Origin of the sequence: Winogradskyella endarachnes (assembly GCF_009741275.1) — a bacterium.
GTDB lineage: Bacteria > Bacteroidota > Bacteroidia > Flavobacteriales > Flavobacteriaceae > Winogradskyella > Winogradskyella endarachnes.
Map to the genome: position 1 here is coordinate 718,032 of NZ_WOWS01000002.1, position 21,282 is coordinate 739,313.

Genomic DNA, 21,282 nt, shown 5'->3' on the forward strand with positions numbered 1-21,282 from the left:
GTGTACATTTTATTCCATTTTTCTTTTTTCTGAGGGAAATTTTGATTTTGCATTTTGTTAGTTTTAGTTAGTTACTTAAGGTTGTGTAGGTAGTTCCGCTAGAAAAACACTATTTTTTAATTGAGGGATTATCGGTTTTTTTAGCGGATAGTAAGTTAGCAAATAATCTGTAAGAACCAAGCACTCCAGCCGGAAATTCTCTAAAAAAGCTTAATCCTGTGTAGATATAATTGCCTTTTCCGTAACTCGCCACAAGTAATACGCCTTCTTTAGAAGATTCGCCTTTATCGTTGGAAGCGAGAAGTGGTGTAAATTCGTTAGACCATTCATTTGGGAAGTATAATCCGCGTTCTTGTACCCAACCTTTAAAGTCTTCACTAGTAATTTTATTAGGATAATTTAAAATAGGGTGGTTTGGTTCTAAGATTCTTACTTCTGCAGTTTCGTCTGTAACTCTATCTCTAGATAATTTTAAATCGAAAGGTGCAATATTATTAACTTTTAGTCTTCTATTGGTGTTATACTGAACAACTAAATTTCCGCCTTCTTTAACGTAGTTTAGCAAGAATTTTTGTTTAAACTTTAACTCTTCAACAATATTGTAAGCTCTAATGCCTACAACAATAGCATCAAAATTAGTAAGATTTTCTGGTGAAATTTGTTCAGGTTTAATAATAGTTACATTATAACCTATTTGTCTTAAACTCTCTGGGACAACATCTCCAGCACCTTCAATATAGCCAATATTGTTTCCTCTTTTTTCAATATTTAATCTTACAATTTTACTTTCACTTGGAATTAGTACAGTTTGAAACGGAATATGTGCATAATCAATTTCTATAAGTTCGTCAGTGTAAAATTCGCCATCAACATTGACCATTGGTGTAATTAAACCTTCACTTTGATTTTTTGGTGGAATTACAGTAAATGTTACTTTTTGAATATCGCCTTTATTTGCAATTTTAATTTTTTGTTTTTGAGGAAATACTTCCCAATCGTTAGGGTATGCCAATTGCACATAACCTTCTATAATATCTTTACCAGCTTTTACGGTAACTTCAATTTCTTTTTGTTGGTCGTTTTCAAAAATGTATACTTTATCACTTAAACTGGCAGAAACTATAGGTACAATTTCAAAAGGTCTATAAAGTTCACCTTTATCTGGCTCAGAATATCTGTAAATAACTGGTTTTGTAAAACTAATAGGTGTGCCGGCAATCATTAAATTAAAATCTACTAAGACTGTTCTTGGTGTTTCTGGTAGACCAATTAAGGTTTGGTCTTCTACATTGTACATGCCTAAGGTACTTTGTTTATTTAGCCAATATGGTGTAGTGTAATTGCTGTTTGCAGGAATAGTTATGCCTTCTTCAAAATTCAATTTTTTATTTGAAGCCATTATCATGTTCTTAGAAATTCCCTTATTTATAGTTGATAATTTATAAGATAGTAATTTAATGTCTGCAGTGCTTCTGTTTAAAACTTCCATATTTAAAGTCACATCAGAGTTTGGTGCTGCATTTGGTGTGTTAGCCGAAACTTCTAAATATAAACCAGTGCAAGCTTCAATTATGGTTTTAATTTCTTTGGTTTTTACTGCTTTCCAGTGTTTATTATCTAATTTTTGAATTAATTTGTAAGCTTCTAATAACTGTGGTAAATGTGCAGCTGGATTTTTAAAATTAAAATTGTCTTCAACCGATTTTAAAATAACTTCGATTGCTTTTCCACCTTTAACTCTGTTCCAAGAGGTATCAATGCCTTCAAAAACACTCTCTTTTTTGTCTAATGGTTGTCCTTTTAAAAACTCTATATACTCTTGTTGAGAACCGCGTTGCGATAAACGTCCAAAACCTTGGCAAAGGTGTTGGCTACTAGCAAGTGCTGCGACTTCATTGTTAGACATACCTTTGCTTGGGTAATACACACCAATATCAAAATTTAGCATGTTGCTTTTATCTACCTTATCAAATTCTTCTTGGCTGCCGTATCTCCACCAACTAGTATTGTAAAATAAACGTTTTGGTTGCCAGGTTTCTGTAAAGTTTAATTGACTGGCATATTTAGTAGCATCGTTAGCTAAATCAAAAGCTTCTATACTTAAAAGGGCAGAAGTGGTATGGTGTCCGTGAGTTTTACCAGCTCTTCTATGATCAAAACGGTTAATAATAACATCTGGTTTAAATTCTCGTATAGCCCAAACGACATCAGCAAGAACTTTGTCTTTATTCCATATTTCTAGTGTTTCATCTGGATGTTTAGAATAACCAAAATCATTGGCTCTACTGAAACGTTGTTCGCCACCATCTACACGTCTTGCGGCTAATAGTTCTTGAGTTCTAATAACACCTAAAAGTTCTCTAATTTCTGGGCCAATAAGGTTTTGGCCGCCATCGCCACGTGTTAAGGATAAATAGGCTGTACGTGCTTTAACTTGGTTAGACATGTACGAGATAAGACGTGTGTTTTCATCATCTGGATGAGCTGCAATATATAAAACGGAACCTAAAACGTTAAGTTTTTGAACTGCTTCATAAATTTCTGAAGCATTATATTTTTTTGGTTTTTGTGCTTGTAATGACGCAATTGCGCTTATAAAAAGCAATAGACAAAGTCTAAATTGGTACATGAGGTGTGTTAGTTAGTTGCGCTTCAAATATAAAAAAGATACCTAGCTGTTTGTTGAGTTTTAGATTTTTTTAACGTTGTAATATATTATATTGATGGCGTATACTTTTATCTACTATTAGGTTGTAAAAAAAGTGAATTTTCTTTTATGTATTTGATAGGTTTTAAACACTACAAAGTTTATTTAGATGTTAAACGCATACATACAGGCTACTGAACAAGTTTTTTTACGTTAGCTCTGTACTTAGATGCACTTTCTCCTGTAGTTTCTTTGAAGACTTTATTAAAATGAGAAAAGCTATTAAAACCGCACTCGAAACATATATCTGTAATACTCATGTCACTTTCTTGTATAAGTTTGGTGGCGTGCACAATTCTATATTCATTAACCAATTTTGTGAAAGTTTTTCCGGTTATCTTTTTAAAAGATCTACAAAAAGCAGGAACCGTCATGCTCACCGCATCAGCAATTTCATCTAAAGAGATATGGTTTTTAAAATTGTCGTTAACGTGTTTGTAGATGATATCCATTTTGGCAGTATCTTGTGGTTCTACTTCAAAATTAAAACCTTCAGGGTTGAGAACTCTATATTCATCGGTAACAGAAAGCTCGTGTAAAATGTCTAAAAACTTAATTACTTTGTGGTAGCCTTCGTAATTAACTAAATCTTCGATTTTTGGTCCTAATTCTTTTTTTATTTTAGGATTAAATAATAAGCCTTTATTAGCACGTTCAAATAAGTTATTGATGTCTTTCATTTCAGGAACGTCAAAAAATGAATCTCCTAAAAATTCTTTTTTAAACTGTATAATAGTTTCTTTTCCATTATCCGTAATTCCATCAGTAAAACCTTTATGCGGAATATTTGCACCTATTAATAAGAGCTGACTATTATTAAAGTATGAAATATGACTACCAACATGCCGTTTACCATGACCTTGATTTACATAGTGTAATTCTATTTCTGGATGAAAGTGCCAAAATGCTGTTTTGCTATCTAATCTTTCATTACGTTGAACTATAAGTATGGAACTTCCAAAATCTGAATTTAATTTTTTTAAAACAGGCTTTTTAATAATCATTACTAAAATTTTTTACAAAGGTAAGTTGTTAAAATCATTAATTATACACAAATATAACTTAATTATGCTCTATATTAACATTTACTCAAAACGAATATTTTCTTTTGGTTAATTTAGAGTATAAAATGGTCAAATCTGGTGTTTTTTAGCACGCTAAAGCCCTATATCTTTGTAGTGTAAATAATAAAAATAATTTATCATGAAAAATATACTTAAAAACATTTTAGTAGTAGCATTAATGTTTACAGCATTAGTAGCAAGTGCAGATTCATCACTTAGAAACTCTAAAGACGAATCAAAAACAATCTTAACATTAACAGATGTTATTGAAGGAAACAAATTACTTATTAAAGATGCTTACGGTTTAACATTATATACTGAGCAAATTGAAAATTCTGGAGATTATATTAAAGGATTTGATTTAACAGAACTTCCAAACGGGAACTATTATTTTGAGTTAGTACAAGATTTTAAAATTAAAACCATTCCTTTTTCAGTAGAAGAAAATACAGTGAAATTTGAAAAGGATAACGAGTCAACAGTATTTAAGCCAGTTGTTAAAGTAGAAGATGACTTAGTTTATATTTCAAAATTAGCTTTAAACAAACAAGCATTAAGCATAGAAGTTTATTATGATAACGATGGGTATAACTTATTACATTCTGAAACTATCGAAGGAACACAAGATATTAAAAGAATGATTAAGTTAACAGAAAAAGGTAGTTACAAAATAGTAACTAAGTCAGATGGTAAAACATTTGTAGAGAACTTTAAACTATAATTAAATTACTACGAGAAAGAATAAGACAGTAGTTTAAGATAAAACAGTTAAAGTCGGTAAAGTTAATCTTTACCGACTTTTTTATGTTATTTTGTTTCTAATTATAAAGAATAGTTACATCATTAACTTACTTTGCCTGGACTTAGATAGGGTTTTATAATAAAAACAATAAAAATTGCTTCTTATACAAAAATTAAAGTCTATATGTAAGGTTTTGAAAACCATAGATTAAGTAAAGATTTTTTAGGAAAGTTTACTAGCAAAAAAGAACATATTAACAAACCATAAACAATTAAGGAAATTACTCATTAAATTTCGTAATTTTGCCTGCGTTTAAAAACGTATCATGACCACAAACCCTAAATATATCTTTGTAACAGGAGGCGTGTCTTCTTCTTTGGGAAAAGGCATTATTGCTGCATCTTTGGCAAAATTACTGCAAGCACAAGGTTACAGAATTACGATTCAAAAATTAGATCCATATATAAATATAGATCCAGGAACATTAAATCCGTACGAGCACGGCGAATGCTATGTAACAGATGATGGCGCAGAAACTGATTTAGATTTGGGCCATTATGAGCGTTTTTTAAATGTACCAACCTCGCAAGCCAATAATGTAACTACAGGTAGAATATACCAAAGCGTAATAGATAAAGAAAGACGTGGTGAGTTTTTAGGTAAAACGGTGCAAGTAATTCCGCATATAACCGACGAGATTAAACGAAGAATACAAATACTAGGTAACTCGGGAGATTATGACATTGTAATAACCGAAATAGGAGGAACCGTTGGTGATATTGAGTCTTTACCATACGTTGAAGCAGTAAGGCAGTTAGAGTGGGATTTAGGAGAACACAACACTTGTGTTATACACCTAACCTTAGTGCCATATTTATCTGCAGCAGGCGAACTAAAAACTAAGCCAACCCAACATAGTGTAAAAACCTTAATGGAAAGTGGTGTACAAGCTGATATTTTAGTTTGTAGAACAGAGCACAAGTTAAGTGAAGGGTTAAAAACAAAACTAGCACGTTTCTGTAATGTAAAAAAAGAAGCTGTTATAGAGTCTATTGACGCATCAACCATTTACGATGTGCCAAATTTAATGTTAAAAGAAGGGCTAGATAAAGTAGTTTTAAATCAATTACAATTAAAGAGTGATGTACCTAATTTAACAACTTGGAACACTTTTATAGAACGTTATAAAAACCCAAAAAGTGAAATTACAATTGGTTTAATAGGTAAGTATGTAGAGTTACAAGATTCATATAAATCTATTTTAGAAGCATTTATACATGCTGGTGCAGAAAATGAAGTTAAGGTAGTTGTAGAACCAATTCATTCAGAATATTTATCTGAAAGTAATATAGATTTTAAACTAGGTCATTTAGATGGCGTTTTGGTAGCTCCTGGTTTTGGTGAAAGAGGTATAGAAGGTAAAATTGATGCTGTAAAATTTGTAAGAGAAAATAATATTCCGTTTTTAGGTATATGTTTAGGTATGCAAATGGCAGTGATAGAATATGCCAGAAACGTTTTAAACCTAAAAGATGCTAACTCGGTAGAAATGGATGAAAATACTCCAGATCCTGTAATTAACTTAATGGAATCTCAGAAAGATGTGATTAATAAAGGCGGAACCATGCGTTTAGGAACTTGGGATTGTAAATTAGATAAAGAAAGTATTGCTTATAAAGTTTATAAATCTGAATTAATTACAGAACGTCACAGACATCGTTTTGAATTTAATAGCAACTACAAAGAACAATTTGAAACTGCAGGATTAAAACCAACAGGTTATAATCCAGATACAGGTTTAGTTGAGATAGTTGAAATAACAGGAAATGATTGGTTTGTTGGTGTACAATACCATCCAGAATATAAAAGTACAGTTAAGAATCCACATCCATTATTTGTGGCTTTTGTTGCTGCAGCTTTAAAGCATAGTAAGAAGAAGTAAAATATAAATGTGTCACTTTGGCGCACTATTAACTTTTGGATAGTTTTTTGGTTATTCAATTGTTACCATATAAGACCTGTTAGATAGTAATACCTGACAGGTCTAAAACTGAAAAATAAACATGGAAGAAAAGAAATTCGACGTTAAATCTATTATTGGCTTTGTTTTAATATTTGGGATTTTGGTATTTATGATGTATCAAAATCAACCTTCACCAGAAGAACTAGAAGCACAGAAAAAAGCAGAACAAGAAAAAGTTGCCGAAGAAAAAAACAACAGAAAGCAAAACGAAACTTTAGTTACAACATCTAACGATTACGTAAACACCCAAGCTTTAGATTCTACACAAAAAGTGGCTTTACAAAGCAAAGTAGGTTCATTTGCATATGCATTAACATTACCATCGTCTTCAGAAAAACAAACTGTGGTAGAAACAGATGTTTTTGAATTAAAATTCAATAATAAAGGAGGGCAGTTATCTGAAGTAAAACTTAAAAACTTTGTAGATTATGATTCAGTTCCTATTTATTTAATTAAAGATAACAACAGTGCATTTAATATCACCTTCGGAACATCGGATAATAGAACTTTAAATACACAAGATTTTCCTTTTGAACCAACAGTTACTAAAAGTGGAGAAAACACTGTAGTTTCTATGAAACTTAAAGTTTCGGCTACAGATTTCTTGGAGTTCCGTTACGAGTTAAAGCCTAACGATTACATGATTGACTTTTCAATTAAATCTCAAGGTTTAAGTGGTGTTTTTAACACGTCTCAACCAGTTTCTTTAGATTGGAAACAAAAAGGAATTAGACACGCAAAAAGTATAAGCTACGAAAATCGTTATACAAGATTAACTTACATGCATGATGATGGTAAGGTAGACAAATTATCTCAAACAGGAGATGATGATGACACTGCAGAAGCTGTAGAATGGTTATCTTACAGACAATTTTTCTTTAGTTCTATATTGGTTTCAAATGATAGTCCGTTTAAAAAGGCGGATTTAACGTCTCAAAATTTAGTTGAGGATGACGAAATAGATACGTTGTATACAAAATTGTACACCTCTAAATTACCATTGGCTTATAATGGAGGCGAATTAAACAAGAATTTAGGTTTGTATTACGGACCAACTAAAGCAGATATATTAAAAGAATACGACAAAGGCTTAGACCAAAGTATTCCTTTTGGATGGGGAATTTTTGGATGGATTAACAAAATTATATTTATCCCTCTATTCGGTTTCTTAATTCAATATCTACCACATGGTATTGCTATTATTTTAATGACTGTTTTGGTTAAGATAATGTTGTCTTTTGTACAATACAAGCAGTTTTTATCTCAGGCAAAAATGAAAATTCTAAAGCCAGAATTAGATGCCGTTAGAGAAAAATATAAAGACAATAAATTAAAAGCGCAACAAGAAACAATGGCTATTCAGAGTAGAGCTGGTGCAAGTCCATTAAGTGGATGTTTACCAGGTTTAATGCAAATACCTGTATTCTACGCTTTATTTCAGTTTTTTCCAACAGCTTTCGATTTAAGACAGAAAAGTTTCCTTTGGGCAGATGATTTAAGTTCTTATGATTCTATTTTAGAATTACCATTCAGTATTCCTTTTTACGGAAGTCATGTAAGTTTATTTCCAATTTTGGCGGCTGTAGCTATTTTCTTTTATATGAAAATGACTACTGGTCAGCAAGTAGCAACACAACCAACACAAGAAGGTATGCCAGATATGGGTAAAATGATGAAATATATGATTTATTTTTCACCATTATTAATGTTAGTATTCTTTAATAACTATGCTTCTGGTTTAAGTTTATATTATTTCATATCTAACTTAATTAGTATTGGTATAATGTTGGTGATTAAAAACTACATTATTGATGAAGATAAAGTGTTAGCCAAAATAGAAGTGAATAAAACGAAGCCAAAAAAGCAAAATAAGTTTCAAAAGAAAATGGCTGAAATGATGGAGCAAGCAGAAGCACAGAAACAAGCACAACAAAGAGGTAGAAAGAAAAAGTAAGCCTTACTTCTTATTATAAAATAAAAAAAGCTCTAACATATTTAGTTAGAGTTTTTTTTTAGTTTAAAAGAAAAGAAACAAAATGATTGTGAAATAGTAAAAGCCCAAACCAAAGTATGGGCTTCTACATTCTAACTATTAATCAACTTAAATTTAGGTAATCAGTCTTTGTTTAATATTATTGTGGAGTTAAAATCACTTTGTCAATAACGTGTACCACACCATTTATAGCTTGGATGTCTACTAAAGACACTACAATGTTGCTAACTCTTCCGTTAGCATCAGTTAACGTAAATGCTGAGTTATCTGCTGTAATATCACCACCAAGTGTTGTTACTGTACCATTAGGTAAACCAGAAGATTGTACATTGGCATTAACAATATGATATAATAAAACAGCATCTACAGTAGCTGTATCTAAATCTGTTAGCGCAGAAATGTTTAACTCAGTTAATAAATCTGAAAATGCATCATTTGTTGGTGCAAATACAGTATATGGGCCAGCAGTAGCATCAGATACCGTTTCAATATAAGGTACAGTTGGTGTGCCAGAATCTGCATACGCTAAAGCTGTAACTAGAGTATCTAAAGCATCATTAGTTGTGGCAAAAGTTGCAATGGTTGGTAAACCAATAACTTCATCTACAATATGAACAATGCCATTAGATGCTGTATTATCTGCACTTGTTACTGTTGCAGAACCATTTAACATTACACCATTAGATGTTGTAAAATATAAACTTAAATTTTCATCATTTGGGCCAGTTGCTGCAGTGTTAGTATAACCAGAACCTGCTGTAATTAAGGCAGAAGAATTAACCGTTTCTCCAATAATTACGTGGTTTAATAATATGTTTCTTACTAAATCTTCTTCATCGTCTGATAAATCGTTTAAATCTAAACCAGTTGCTGCTAATAAATCAGTAAAAGCCTCATTAGTTGGTGCAAATACAGTAAATGGTCCATCACCTTGTAAAGTTGTCACTAAATCAGTGGCTTCTAAGGCAGCTGCCAAGGACGTTAAATTGTTTGCTAAAGCAATATCCACAACGGTAGTTGGTGTTGTTGTACCATTGTCGTCGTCGTCACTGCAAGCAGTAAAACCTATAACCAATAGAAATACTGCAAGTAATTTGAAGTTTTTTGAAATAATTTTCATTGTTTTGAGTTTTTAAATTGTTCAACATTCAAACCTCACTGGTTTGTTTAACAAATATAGAAAATGGTTAAACAAAAAATTTATTCTCTTTTTATTTTAACAGTTTTTTTAACAACTGCTAATGCCCAAAAATCTGTAAATCAATTTGATAAAAACGGCAAACGTCACGGTATATGGACAAAAAACTACCATAAAACTGACCAAAAACGTTACGAGGGCACTTTTGTGCATGGCAAAGAAGTTGATTCATTTAAATACTATACCTTATCTTCTGGTAAAAGTGTGTTGAGTGCTGTAAAAGTCTTCAATGAGAAAGATAGTATTGCAGATGTCACCTTTTTTTCGTCAACCAAAAAAGTGATTAGTAAGGGTAAAATGAACGGGAAACGTTTTATAGGCCAATGGATTTTTTATCATAAAAATTCTACTGATATTATGATAAAGGAATATTACAATGAGGATGGCGTATTAGATGGCAAACGTATTGTATTTTTTAAAAATGGAAAAGTTGCAGAAAGCGCTAACTATAAAAATGGTGAGTTACATGGTGAATCAAAATGGTATTCAGAACAAAACGTGTTACTAAGGCATGCACAATACAAAGATGGTCATTTAGAAGGAAAAACCATTCATTACAATTCGGAAGGCGACGTCGTTTCTGAGGGCAATTACAAGAAAAGTAAAAAAGATGGTATTTGGAAATATTACAAAGCAGGTGAGCTTCACAAAAAAATAGACCATACCACTGGCGAAATTATATTTAAGAAAGAATAGTTTTAAGCTATACAGTCTATAGAATTTGAAAATGGCAATCTTACAAAGATTGCCTTTTTTATTTTGTAATTTTGCCAAAGTTTTTTAGACTAAGATTTTGTAAATTAAAACGAGATTACTGTTTTACAGGGAATGATTATGAAAAGAGTTATAGTAGGACTTTCAGGAGGTGTAGATTCTAGTGTTGCCGCTTATCTTTTAAAAGAGCAAGGCTATGAGGTTATTGGCTTATTCATGAAAAATTGGCACGATGATTCTGTAACCATTTCAGACGAATGTCCTTGGTTAGAGGATAGCAACGACGCTATGTTAGTAGCAGATAAATTAGGTATTCCATTTCAAACTGTAGATTTAAGCGAGCAATATAAAGAGCGTATTGTAGATTATATGTTTAATGAATATGAAAAAGGGCGTACACCAAATCCTGATGTATTATGTAATCGTGAAATTAAGTTCGATGTCTTTATGGATATTGCCTTAGAACTTGGTGCAGATTATGTAGCAACTGGTCATTACTGCAGAAAAGCTACGATAGAAAAAGACGGAAAACAAATACATCAACTATTAGCTGGTGCAGATAATAATAAAGACCAATCGTATTTTCTTTGTCAATTGTCGCAACAGCAATTAGCAAAAGCTTTATTTCCTATTGGCGAATTACAAAAACCAGAAGTAAGAGAAATTGCTAAAGCCCAAGATTTAATTACTGCAGAAAAGAAGGATTCTCAAGGCTTATGTTTTATTGGAAAAGTAAGATTGCCAGAATTTCTTCAACAACAATTAAAACCTAAAGAGGGTAATATTGTTGAGGTGGATTCTAATTTTAAAATTTACAATCAAGTAATTCCAACATTTAATTCTAAAGAAGCCGAACTAGAGTTTTTATCTAAAAAACCAAATTATAATGTAACGGATGGCAAAGTTGTTGGTAAACATCAAGGTGCACATTATTTTACCAAAGGCCAACGAAAGGGACTAGGTGTTGGTGGTACAGTAGAACCTTTGTTTGTAATTGATACAGATGTTAACGAGAATGTAATTTACACAGGTCAAGGTAAACAACATCCTGGATTATACAGAAATGTATTGTTTGTATCTAATGAAGAATTGCATTGGGTACGCGAAGATTTAGCTATTAATGAAGGTGACACTTTAGATGTTATGGCAAGGATTCGTTACAGACAAAATTTAGAAAAAGCAACCTTGCATAAAGTCGCATCAGGATTATACGTGGAATTTGAAAATAAACAATCTGCAATAACCGAAGGTCAGTTTGTAGCTTGGTATGTGGAAGATGAATTATTAGGTTCAGGTGTTATTTCTTAACTTGCATAGAAATTAATAGACAAGTAGTTATAAAATAAAAGTTGTATTACAGAGTGTCAACGTTTATAAACTGAAAATTGCGTTAAAAAGAATAAAAATATATAGTTTTATGAAAAACATATTTACACTTCTATTTTTAGTATTTATCTCCACTAGTTTCGCCCAAGAAGACGCATGGATTTATCTTACTGATAAACCTAATGTAGCAGCTTCAATTGCTAATCCTATTAGCATCTTAACCCAAAAAGCTATTGATAGAAAACAAAATCATAATGTAGCTATAGATGAACGCGATGTGCCTGTTAATGAAGCCTATATTTCAGATTTAAAACTTCAAACTGGGATTACAGTTATGGCTAAATCTAAGTGGTTTAATGCTGTGCATGTTAGAGGGACTCAAGTAGATATTGATGCTTTAAGCAGTTTAACCTATGTAGATAGTATAGATTTTGCAAACAATAATTTAGATGCCGCCTCAAGAGGGACTGCAGTAACAGATAAACATGAAATAGAAAATGAGTCCATCATTTTTACGTATGGAGACACGCAAAACCAAGTAGAAATGATTAATGCAGATAATTTGCATATTGATGATTTTACAGGTGAGGGCATTACCATTGCTGTAATGGATGCTGGTTTTCCTAATGTTAATACCATGTCTGGTTTTCAGCGTTTACGAGATAATGGCGATTTACTAAATGGTTATGATTTTGTAGATAGGGTTTCAGATGTTTATGCTTATACGGGAAACAATCACGGTACAAAAGTTCTGAGCACAATGGCTGGTTTTGTGCAAGACCAATATGTTGGTACTGCTCCAGATGCTTCCTATTATTTATTTAGAACCGAAGACTCTGCAAGTGAAAATCCTGTAGAAGAAAGTTACTGGGTAGAAGCGGCAGAACGTGCAGATAGTTTAGGTGTAGATATGATTAATACATCTTTGGGTTACACAGATTACGACAACTCTAATTATAATTACACACCTGCAGATATGAATGGGCAAGTTACCTTTATTGCCAGAGGCGCTTCCATAGCTGCAGAAAAAGGTATTTTGGTTGTTGTTAGTGCCGGAAATTCTGGTGCAACGGCTTGGCAAACTGTGGGTTCGCCTGCAGATTCTCCAGACGTTTTAAGTATTGGTGCTGTAGACGCAGCTGGTAATTATGTAGCGTTTAGTTCGCAAGGAGGTGCTGCGCAAGTGGGTTACCAAAAACCAGATGTAGTTGCTAGAGGTGGAGCTGCTTATGTTATAAGTGAATATGATAATATTGTGCAAAATAACGGAACATCGTTTAGTGGACCAATTATGTGTGGTGGTATTGCTTCATTATGGCAAGCCATACCAGATGCTTCACCTTCTGAAATTATGGATTTTGTTAGAGAATCCGCTTCTCAATATACAACACCAGATGACTTCTTAGGGTATGGAATTCCAGATTTAGATTTAGCCAGAACAAATGCATTATCAATAGATAGTTTAGCAAAAGAAACCTTCAATTTTTATCCTAATCCTGTAAGGACAACTTTAAATATTGACATTCCTTCAAATGTTGATAAAGTTGAAGTTTTTGTTTACAATCAATTAGGCCAAGAAATATTGAGTCAATCTGTAACTGAAAATTTAAAAACGATTAATGTTTCAGGTTTAGCTTCAGGTATTTATTTGATGAAACTTTCAACTCAAAATAATTCAAAAACGTTCAAGTTTATTCGTAGTTCTAATTAAAAATGGAACATTAGTTCTATTGATTTAAATCCTGAAATTTTTCGAGAAAGAAATTGTATCGAAAACAACGTGGACTAAAATTATCCTTATTTTCAATGGTGAAACTCGTTTGAATTGCCGAAATTTATACTCTATTTCAACAGATATAATTTCACATGGCAAACAAAATCACTTCACTTTTCAATATAAAATATCCAATTATCCAAGCCGGAATGATTTGGAATAGTGGCTGGAAATTAGCCTCAGCAGCTAGTAATTCTGGTATATTAGGCTTAATTGGTGCTGGTTCTATGTATCCAGAAGTGTTGCGTGAGCATATTAAAAAATGTAAAGCAGCAACCGATAAACCTTTTGGCGTTAATGTACCAATGTTGTATCCAGACCTTCAAGAAATTATGGATATCATTGTTGAAGAGGACGTTAAAATTGTGTTTACCGCAGCCGGAAATCCAAAGACGTGGACCAAATGGTTAAAAGATAAAGGCATAACTGTTGTACATGTGGTGAGTAGTGTAAAATTTGCATTAAAGGCACAAGAAGCAGGTGTAGATGCTGTTGTTGCTGAGGGATTTGAAGCAGGAGGCCATAACGGAAGAGACGAAACCACAACCCTAACGTTAATACCAATGGTAAAAGAACAACTTCAAATTCCGTTAATAGCAGCAGGAGGTATTGCCACAGGTAAAGCCATGTTAGCCTGTATGGTTTTGGGGGCAGATGGTGTGCAAGTTGGTAGCCGTTTTGTGGCTAGTGAAGAATCCTCAGCTCATGCCGCCTTTAAGCAAGTGGTTGTAGATGCTAAAGAAGGCGATACACAACTCACCTTAAAAGAATTAGCACCTGTAAGATTAATTAAAAACAAATTCTACAACCAAGTACAAGAACTATATAAAACAGGTCCAACACCAGAACAACTTAAAGAATTATTAGGAAGAGCAAGAGCTAAACGTGGTATGTTTGAAGGTGATTTAGAAGATGGTGAATTAGAAATTGGCCAAATTTCTGGATTAATCCATGAGGTAAAACCAGTGGCTGAGATTGTAAAAGCTATGGTTGAAGAGTTTGAAGAAGCAAAGAAATTAGTTGCTACATTTTAATATAATTGGTTTTGTAATATTTTTCTTAAAAATATGTGGTTCTACGTATTGAAATCATTATTCTTAAATATTAACTTCGCTTACTTGTCCTGATCTTGTTTCAATAACGTTTGACATGATTCCTTAAAACGGATTTGTATCAATTACAGTTAAGCGCAATACTTAAATTATCTTTAAATTAAATCTTTCATATTATCTTTAACTTAAACAATTAATTAGTTAGCCATGAGAAAAAGACTCCTCCTATCCATACTTACATTAGGACTTTTAGGTTGTGAAAATGAAAACAAGCCAATTATAGACTTAACAAACCTAGAAATAGTAGATGGTTATGTTGATGTACCGCTTACTATAATTGAAAGTAAAGAACTTGATAGTTATTATGAGTACAACTCTGGTGCAATTGTAAATAAAGATACTATTGGGCTTATTGTAAGGTTAAAAAAAGATATTCCTGCAGGATTTGTTAATGGAGTACCAAAAAATATGTTTATTGGTGAAGGCATTCAATTTGTTTCAAAAGGAAAAGTAAGTGATAATTTATTGGAGTTTTTATCTGAAAAATATGGACTTCAAAACGATAATCTTAAACTCATGGATTCTCAAACCTTTACTTGCGCTAATCTTAATCAAGAAAAGACAAATTATAAAAGCGGAGAAAGCCGATTTAAAATTTTCTTAGAAGGCGAAGAAGATTATTCAGAGTTATTTGTGAACTTTAATTTTGCAAAAGGCATTGTTTCTTTAAACGAAAAAGATGAAGAATATAGAGCGCCTTTAATCAAACTATTAAAAAAGTAGACGCTCTAAAATGTTATATTAATATAGCTGAGGTATTATTTTATATGTCAGTATATGGTATATAAATTATCCTAAAAAATATTTCTACCAACTAAATGTAATCAATTATCTTTATCTTGTTGAATTAACTATTAAGCTATGAAAAAAATACTATTACTTTCCATACTGCTTCTTGGTCTATACGCTTGTGAAAATAAGATTAACTTAGATCCAGAAGAACCTCTAAAAGTTAATTGGAATGAGCGTGTAGCTTCAATGTCTATTGCAGATTCTTTATTAACTTCTGGTCATTCTTATCTCTCTGTGTATTCTCAGATTTATAGTTACTCTCAGCATAAAACCTATAATTTAACCGCTATGGTAAGTTTAAGAAACGTGAGTATGAAAGATACAATCTATCTTACCAACGCAGATTATTACGATACGCATGGCACACTTTTAAAAAGTTATATTAAAAACCCAGTGTATTTAGCACCATTAGAAACCGTAGAAATTGTTATTGATGAATCTGATATTTCAGGTGGTACAGGTTCTAATTTTTTATTCGATTGGAAAATTCCTAATAACGCACCAGAACCACTTTTTGAAGGTGTAATGACCTCCACAGCTGGTCAGCAAGGTTTGTCTTTTGTAACGCATGCTAAAAGAATTAGATAAATGGCAGAGATTATTACAAGCATATTTTTTCTATTTGCAGTAATTGACCCCATTGGTTCGGTACCTGTTTTTTTAGAGGCAACTAAAGAATTTGATACAAAGTTTAAGAAAAAAATAGCGCTTAGAGCTTCTGGTGTTGCTTTCTTTATTTTACTCTTCTTTATTGTAATTGGCCAGCTAATTTTAGAAAGCATGGAAGTGTCTTTAGATGCGTTTCAGATTTCAGGAGGTGTAATTTTATTTTTATTTGCTTTAACCATGATTTTTGGTGATGGTAAACCCGAAAATGAAAAGAGTCACATTTCAGATTACAAACATGTAACTATATTTCCTGTAGCCATACCCTCTATTGCGTCGCCTGGAGCTATAATGGCTGTGGTATTATTAACAGATAACCATAAATATACTATTAACGAACAAATCTTTACCACGTTTTTAGTGCTAGTAGTTATTGGTATTACATGTTTAATTTTGTTGGCAGCAACTAAAGTGCAAAAGCGCATTGGAAGTTATGGAATAACCGTAATTAGTAAAGTTATGGGCTTAATTTTAGCTGCTTATGCTGTTCAGAATATCTTATCAGGAATTTCAGATTATTTTGCGAAATAATTAGACCATTATAGCAAAACGAAGTATTACTTTTGCAAAATGGTTTTAAGTGACTACACAAAAGAATTTAAGTACAATCTCAAACTAGCATCACCTGTAATGTTAGGTATGTTAGGGCATACCTTTGTGAGTTTTGTAGATAATGTAATGGTTGGGCAATTAGGTGCTGCTGAACTTGCTGCAGTATCTTTAGGTAATAGTTTTATATTTATTGCCATGTCTTTAGGTATTGGGTTTTCTACAGCTATTACACCATTAGTGGCAGAAGCAGATACCGAGAATAATTTTGAAAAAGGAAAATCGGTTTTTAAACATGGCCTGTTTTTATGCACGGTTTTAGGGATATTTCTTTTTGTAATGCTCTTATTTGCCAAACCCTTAATGTACGTAATGGATCAACCGGAAGAAGTGGTTGCTTTAGCTATTCCGTATTTAGATTTGGTGGCGTTTTCTTTGGTGCCTTTAATTGTTTTTCAGGCATTTAAACAGTTTAGCGATGGTTTGTCGCTTACCAAATATCCAATGTATGCCACCATTGTTGCCAATGTATTGAATGTAGCCATAAATTATGTTTTAATATTTGGGAAATTTGGTTGTCCAGAAATGGGTATTGTTGGTGCAGCAGTTGGGACCTTGGTCTCTCGTTTTGTTATGGTGGCTTATTTGTGGTGGTTACTAGCCAAACGTGAAAAATCAAAGGCATTTGTTACTAATATTAAATTCTTTCAATTAGAGACTTATTCATTAAAAAAGATTACCAATTTAGGTTTACCAAGTGCTATGCAGATGTTTTTTGAGGTGGCGATTTTTACAGCTGCAATTTGGCTCAGCGGAACCTTAGGAGCAAATGCACAAGCTGCTAATCAAATTGCATTAAATTTATCTTCAATGACCTTTATGGTAGCCACAGGTTTAAGCGTGGCAGCTATGATTAGAGTTGGTAATCAAAAAGGATTAAAAGATTTTAAAAGCTTAAAACGTATTGCACAATCTATATTTTTAATCGGGTTTGGTTTTGCTGTAATTTTTGCTTTGCTTTTTGTGTTATTTCATAACATGCTACCTAATTTATATGTAGATTTAGACGACCCTGTTAATGCATTAGATACAGCTGAGGTTGTAAAAATTGCATCAACTTTATTACTTGCTTCTGCGGTTTTTCAAATTAGTGATAGTTTGCAAGTTATTGCGCTTGGTGCATTACGTGGACTTCAAGATGTCATGGTACCTACGGTTATTACATTTATTTCGTATTGGGTTATTGGCTTTCCTATTAGTTATTTTTTAGGAAAAGAAGAGGCTTACGGAAGTTTAGGAATTTGGATAGGCCTTTTAGCTGGTTTGAGTACAGCAGCTATTTTATTATTTATTCGATTTAATTATTTAACTAATAAGTTAATTGTGGAGCGTAGTTAGGAAATATAGAAATAGGTCTGTCCCAGGGAATTTAACGATTAATAAATCGTGAAATTAGTATAGAGAACAGATAATTCAGTAACCGATAGTTTTCAATAGGATGCGCAAACTGACGTTTTAAATCATTAGTAGAATTAGCTGATATAAACTAAAAGAGATTTACTACTTTTGCCACACCGAATTCAATATTAATATTCATGGAATTACCAAAGTTTATATTAGGAGATAATACAGATTATCCTGATGCTATATATATTATTCATACAGAATTTCCTCGTTTTATCATTAATCTAGAAAATGATGAAGTAGAATGGTTTGAAGAATTTGATCAACACGACGAGAAAGAATTAGAAACTGAAACAGAAAACTACATTCAGCAAGCTACTGATTTTTACGATAGAGAAATAGCAAGATACGACGATTAATGTTAGAACAACTTTTACAATTAGATAGTGAGCTCTTTCTTTACCTTAATAATTTAGGCTCAGAAAACTGGGATAATGTATGGTTAGCCATAACAAATAAGTTTTCATCAATACCGTTATACCTTATTTTATTGTATTTAATTTATAAGAAATTTGGTTGGAGAGCATTAGTGTTAATGGTATTTGTAATAGCAGGTATGATTGCTTTTACAGACCAAATGACTAATTTATTTAAAGATACGTTTCAACGGCCAAGACCATGTAGAGCAGAGAGTATCATGGATTTAACACGTTTTATCGCACCACGTTGTGGTAAGTATGGTTTTTTCTCTGGTCATTCTTCTAATTCAATGTCTACAGCAATTTTTGCAGGCTTATTACTAAGACCTTATTTTAAAAACCTTATATATGTTCTTATTGTTTGGAGTTTGGTTGTTGCGTACAGTCGTATTTACGTTGGTGTCCATTACCCTTTAGATGTGGTTTGTGGCTTAACCTTTGGTGTGTTTTCAGGTTTTATATTCTATAAGTTAACATTATACCTTTTAAAACGTTTTATTTCAGAGTAAGTTTATATAATTGGTTTACTAAACGCGAGCGTTGTCCACTTTTAGTAAAGTTTAAATTGTACGTATCCACAAATTCAACGGTATATAATTTTTTAAGGGCTGCTATATCTTCTGTGTTAGATTTCGATGTTAAAAGATAAAATTGTTTTTCTTCCGGAATTATAAGTCCAACTTCAGTTTTAATACGCTGAATTTTATCGCCATAATGGTAAATAGCTTCAGGAGAAATTCCACTGATAGAGTAGAGAGGTAAATTGTCTGAAGCTAACTCAGCAACCGACTTATAATTGTCTTGCACTTGGTATTTTACAATGGGTAAAGCTAAAAAGCCAATACTCATCATAAACGTTATAAACAAGTAGAATACAGTTTTTATATTTTTAGCCTTTAAATTCTTAATAATATAAAATCCAATAATAGCCAAAACAAAACAGGTGGCTATAAATCTTATCCAAGCTAACCCTGTAAATGAAGGAGCCAAAACAAAACCAGTTGCCCAAAATAAAACAGCAATACTACCAATTAACCCAAATTGAAAATAAACAGGAATCTTTTCTTTCTTAGATTTTAGCGTTTTGAATTCACGAATTAAATACGCTATATAAAATCCAATATTTATAGCCAATGGAATTAAAACAGGCATTAAATAACGCGATTTTTTTTCAGGAATAACAGAGAGTAGAATTACAGCAATAATGGTCCAAAAGAAACTAAAACGATAGGCTTTTAAATTTTTAACTCTCGTTTTCATATAAGGATAGAGTAAACTGATAAATGCAGGAATCGTCCATAAGCCACTCTGCACAAAGAAACTCCAGTAATAATAAAAGGGTCTTACATTATAACTGCTCCAATTAGAAGTTTCGCGTTCTGCAATAGCTGCAAATGTTTCAGGGTCTGCAATTCTTACATGAAAATACCACCAACCACCTAAAACAATTCCGAAGACTAAAAGGCTAATTAATTTTAAAAAATGAATGGGTTTTCCTCTAAATTTATAGGCAATACCATAAGAAATTACAAATGGTAAGAATAATGCATAAAGCGAAACAGGTCCTTTAGATAACACAGAACCAGCTAGGCACAGTACAAAAAGTAAACTTCTTAAAATAGATGTTTTTTGGTCTTTAAAAAGAATAAAAAGTTGATATAAAGCCATAAGCATAAAACCATGGGTGTAAATATCCCAAGGCGCTTCAATAGTAATACCAATGCAATAAAAAGAGGTTAAAACAATAAATCCATTAATTAAACTATGGCTTTTACTAAGCTCTAGTTTTTTAGATAATAAATAAGTAGAAATACCTAAACTCGCTAAAAAGAGTAACGCAGGTAAACGCAACGCCCAAACGGACGTTATTCCAAAAATATAACCAAATACAGCAGTAATCCAGGTTGGTAAAGGTGGTTTTTGGTAACGTGGCTCACCATTCATGGTAGTTAAAATCCAATTATCATCCGTAAGCATTTCTCTTGCCGAAATAAAATTACGAGCTTCCATAATGGTTACGGGAATTGCATCTATGGTAAAACCAAGCATTACCAAAACAAAAATTAAAAGACTAATAAGAGGATATTTTTCTATAAGTTTTATCATGTTTAATCTTTAGTTTTTCGGATTAAATACGCATTTCTAGCATAAATTATTAAGCCAAATAGATGACCAACAAACAAAACAGGATCTTCTCTAATAATGGCATAGGTAAGAATTAATCCTGCGCCAATTAAACTCAAAACCCAAAAGCCCATTGGTAAGGTAGATTCTTTTTGTTTTTCAGAATGAATCCATTGATACACAAAACGCAAAGTAAAAATAACCTGAGCTATAATTCCTAAAACTAATAACCAAGTTGGAATATCTGCATTTTTAAACAATAAGTCTACGTCAATCTGATTGTTATTAAAATAAAAAATAACAATAAATATTGGCGTAAAGAATAATAAGTATTGTACTATTTTAGGAAATTTTTGCCACTGACCTTGTAATTGTAGATTTCTAATATAAATAAAGTAGGTTAAACTTTGGCCTAACATAATGGCAAAATCTAAGCGTAAATAACCATAAATAAATAGAAGGAAAGAAGCAATTAAACTAAGGATCCAGAACGTTTTTGGAGTTATAACTTTGCGTTGCTTTTCTGAGGTTATCCATTGTATAATTAATCGAGATGAAAACAATATCTGCGCCAAAAAACCAATGCTGTAAATAATCCAGTCTTTCATGTGCTAG

General features: G+C 32.1%; 18 protein-coding genes. 13 read left to right on the forward strand and 5 right to left on the reverse strand.

The features are described 5' to 3' along the window. Positions 1-109 precede the first annotated feature (109 nt). Both GN138_RS07865 and GN138_RS07870 read right to left on the reverse strand, forming a co-directional pair. Complete coding sequence (locus GN138_RS07865; protein ID WP_157363241.1) at positions 110-2,629, reverse strand: PIG-L family deacetylase; 2,520 nt, start codon at positions 2,627-2,629, stop codon at positions 110-112. Between the two features lie 209 nt (positions 2,630-2,838). After that, a complete protein-coding gene (locus tag GN138_RS07870; protein ID WP_157363242.1) occupies positions 2,839-3,711 on the reverse strand; it encodes an AraC family transcriptional regulator in 873 nt (290 codons plus the stop codon). A gap of 199 nt (positions 3,712-3,910) precedes the next feature. Between GN138_RS07870 and GN138_RS07875 the strand changes: the two genes are divergently transcribed. From GN138_RS07875 to yidC, 3 genes are all read left to right on the forward strand, one after another. After that, positions 3,911-4,492 (forward strand): hypothetical protein, encoded by a 582-nt coding sequence (locus GN138_RS07875; protein WP_157363243.1) that lies wholly within the window; start codon positions 3,911-3,913, stop codon positions 4,490-4,492. Positions 4,493-4,838: 346 nt separating this feature from the next. Further along, positions 4,839-6,455, forward strand: coding sequence for a CTP synthase (locus GN138_RS07880; protein WP_157363244.1), 1,617 nt, complete (start codon positions 4,839-4,841; stop codon positions 6,453-6,455). A gap of 121 nt (positions 6,456-6,576) precedes the next feature. Beyond that, on the forward strand, positions 6,577-8,490 hold the full coding sequence (gene yidC, locus GN138_RS07885; RefSeq protein WP_157363245.1) for a membrane protein insertase YidC: 1,914 nt from the start codon (positions 6,577-6,579) through the stop codon (positions 8,488-8,490). Positions 8,491-8,668: 178 nt separating this feature from the next. Here yidC and GN138_RS07890 read toward each other — a convergent pair whose 3' ends face one another. After that, positions 8,669-9,649, reverse strand: a complete 981-nt coding sequence (locus GN138_RS07890) for a fasciclin domain-containing protein (protein ID WP_157363246.1) — start codon at positions 9,647-9,649, stop codon at positions 8,669-8,671. A 63-nt stretch (positions 9,650-9,712) separates the two neighbouring features. Between GN138_RS07890 and GN138_RS07895 the strand changes: the two genes are divergently transcribed. The 10 genes from GN138_RS07895 to GN138_RS07940 all read left to right on the forward strand — a co-directional run bounded on the left by GN138_RS07895 (position 9,713) and on the right by GN138_RS07940 (position 19,052). Next, entirely contained in the window at positions 9,713-10,423 is a 711-nt protein-coding gene (locus GN138_RS07895; protein WP_157363247.1) for a toxin-antitoxin system YwqK family antitoxin, read from the forward strand. 138 nt (positions 10,424-10,561) lie between these two features. After that, the gene (gene mnmA, locus GN138_RS07900; RefSeq protein ID WP_157363248.1) at positions 10,562-11,749 is read left to right on the forward strand and encodes a tRNA 2-thiouridine(34) synthase MnmA; all 1,188 of its coding nucleotides are present in this window, start codon (positions 10,562-10,564) and stop codon (positions 11,747-11,749) included. Between the two features lie 109 nt (positions 11,750-11,858). After that, positions 11,859-13,478: a S8 family serine peptidase gene (locus GN138_RS07905; RefSeq protein ID WP_157363249.1), complete on the forward strand. Its 1,620-nt coding sequence runs from the start codon at positions 11,859-11,861 to the stop codon at positions 13,476-13,478. A 155-nt stretch (positions 13,479-13,633) separates the two neighbouring features. Then, entirely contained in the window at positions 13,634-14,575 is a 942-nt protein-coding gene (locus tag GN138_RS07910; protein ID WP_157363250.1) for an NAD(P)H-dependent flavin oxidoreductase, read from the forward strand. A gap of 225 nt (positions 14,576-14,800) precedes the next feature. Further along, positions 14,801-15,376 (forward strand): hypothetical protein, encoded by a 576-nt coding sequence (locus tag GN138_RS07915; protein WP_157363251.1) that lies wholly within the window; start codon positions 14,801-14,803, stop codon positions 15,374-15,376. A 138-nt stretch (positions 15,377-15,514) separates the two neighbouring features. Beyond that, positions 15,515-16,033, forward strand: a complete 519-nt coding sequence (locus tag GN138_RS07920) for a DUF3124 domain-containing protein (RefSeq protein ID WP_157363252.1) — start codon at positions 15,515-15,517, stop codon at positions 16,031-16,033. Next, on the forward strand, positions 16,034-16,642 hold the full coding sequence (locus GN138_RS07925) for a MarC family protein (RefSeq protein WP_157363253.1): 609 nt from the start codon (positions 16,034-16,036) through the stop codon (positions 16,640-16,642). 39 nt (positions 16,643-16,681) lie between these two features. After that, positions 16,682-18,058 carry an MATE family efflux transporter gene (locus tag GN138_RS07930; protein ID WP_157363254.1) on the forward strand — a complete coding sequence of 459 codons (1,377 nt, stop codon included), beginning with the start codon at positions 16,682-16,684 and terminating at the stop codon, positions 18,056-18,058. Positions 18,059-18,255: 197 nt separating this feature from the next. After that, positions 18,256-18,483: a hypothetical protein gene (locus GN138_RS07935; RefSeq protein ID WP_157363255.1), complete on the forward strand. Its 228-nt coding sequence runs from the start codon at positions 18,256-18,258 to the stop codon at positions 18,481-18,483. Continuing rightward, entirely contained in the window at positions 18,483-19,052 is a 570-nt protein-coding gene (locus tag GN138_RS07940; RefSeq protein WP_157363256.1) for a phosphatase PAP2 family protein, read from the forward strand. The genes GN138_RS07935 and GN138_RS07940 overlap by 1 nt, the downstream gene beginning before the upstream one ends. Here the strand turns inward: GN138_RS07940 and GN138_RS07945 are convergent. Together GN138_RS07945 and GN138_RS07950 are read right to left on the reverse strand one after the other, a co-directional pair. Continuing rightward, the gene (locus tag GN138_RS07945) at positions 19,039-20,649 is read right to left on the reverse strand and encodes an ArnT family glycosyltransferase (RefSeq protein ID WP_157363257.1); all 1,611 of its coding nucleotides are present in this window, start codon (positions 20,647-20,649) and stop codon (positions 19,039-19,041) included. The genes GN138_RS07940 and GN138_RS07945 overlap by 14 nt on opposite strands. 2 nt (positions 20,650-20,651) lie before the next feature. Then, positions 20,652-21,275, reverse strand: a complete 624-nt coding sequence (locus tag GN138_RS07950; RefSeq protein WP_157363258.1) for a lipid-A-disaccharide synthase N-terminal domain-containing protein — start codon at positions 21,273-21,275, stop codon at positions 20,652-20,654. Positions 21,276-21,282: the final 7 nt, after the last annotated feature.

What these genes read in the sequence shown, in the direction of transcription:
- GN138_RS07875 (WP_157363243.1), top strand. Translation starts at nt 3,911, where the DNA reads ATGAAAAATATACTTAAAAACATTTTAGTAGTAGCATTAATGTTTACA.
- GN138_RS07910 (WP_157363250.1), top strand. Translation starts at nt 13,634, where the DNA reads ATGGCAAACAAAATCACTTCACTTTTCAATATAAAATATCCAATTATC.
- mnmA (WP_157363248.1), top strand. Translation starts at nt 10,562, where the DNA reads ATGAAAAGAGTTATAGTAGGACTTTCAGGAGGTGTAGATTCTAGTGTT.
- GN138_RS07880 (WP_157363244.1), top strand. Translation starts at nt 4,839, where the DNA reads ATGACCACAAACCCTAAATATATCTTTGTAACAGGAGGCGTGTCTTCT.
- GN138_RS07930 (WP_157363254.1), top strand. Translation starts at nt 16,682, where the DNA reads ATGGTTTTAAGTGACTACACAAAAGAATTTAAGTACAATCTCAAACTA.
- GN138_RS07945 (WP_157363257.1), bottom strand. Translation starts at nt 20,649, where the DNA reads ATGATAAAACTTATAGAAAAATATCCTCTTATTAGTCTTTTAATTTTT.
- GN138_RS07920 (WP_157363252.1), top strand. Translation starts at nt 15,515, where the DNA reads ATGAAAAAAATACTATTACTTTCCATACTGCTTCTTGGTCTATACGCT.
- GN138_RS07890 (WP_157363246.1), bottom strand. Translation starts at nt 9,649, where the DNA reads ATGAAAATTATTTCAAAAAACTTCAAATTACTTGCAGTATTTCTATTG.
- GN138_RS07925 (WP_157363253.1), top strand. Translation starts at nt 16,034, where the DNA reads ATGGCAGAGATTATTACAAGCATATTTTTTCTATTTGCAGTAATTGAC.
- GN138_RS07950 (WP_157363258.1), bottom strand. Translation starts at nt 21,275, where the DNA reads ATGAAAGACTGGATTATTTACAGCATTGGTTTTTTGGCGCAGATATTG.
- GN138_RS07915 (WP_157363251.1), top strand. Translation starts at nt 14,801, where the DNA reads ATGAGAAAAAGACTCCTCCTATCCATACTTACATTAGGACTTTTAGGT.
- yidC (WP_157363245.1), top strand. Translation starts at nt 6,577, where the DNA reads ATGGAAGAAAAGAAATTCGACGTTAAATCTATTATTGGCTTTGTTTTA.
- GN138_RS07895 (WP_157363247.1), top strand. Translation starts at nt 9,713, where the DNA reads ATGGTTAAACAAAAAATTTATTCTCTTTTTATTTTAACAGTTTTTTTA.
- GN138_RS07905 (WP_157363249.1), top strand. Translation starts at nt 11,859, where the DNA reads ATGAAAAACATATTTACACTTCTATTTTTAGTATTTATCTCCACTAGT.
- GN138_RS07865 (WP_157363241.1), bottom strand. Translation starts at nt 2,629, where the DNA reads ATGTACCAATTTAGACTTTGTCTATTGCTTTTTATAAGCGCAATTGCG.
- GN138_RS07935 (WP_157363255.1), top strand. Translation starts at nt 18,256, where the DNA reads ATGGAATTACCAAAGTTTATATTAGGAGATAATACAGATTATCCTGAT.
- GN138_RS07940 (WP_157363256.1), top strand. Translation starts at nt 18,483, where the DNA reads ATGTTAGAACAACTTTTACAATTAGATAGTGAGCTCTTTCTTTACCTT.
- GN138_RS07870 (WP_157363242.1), bottom strand. Translation starts at nt 3,711, where the DNA reads ATGATTATTAAAAAGCCTGTTTTAAAAAAATTAAATTCAGATTTTGGA.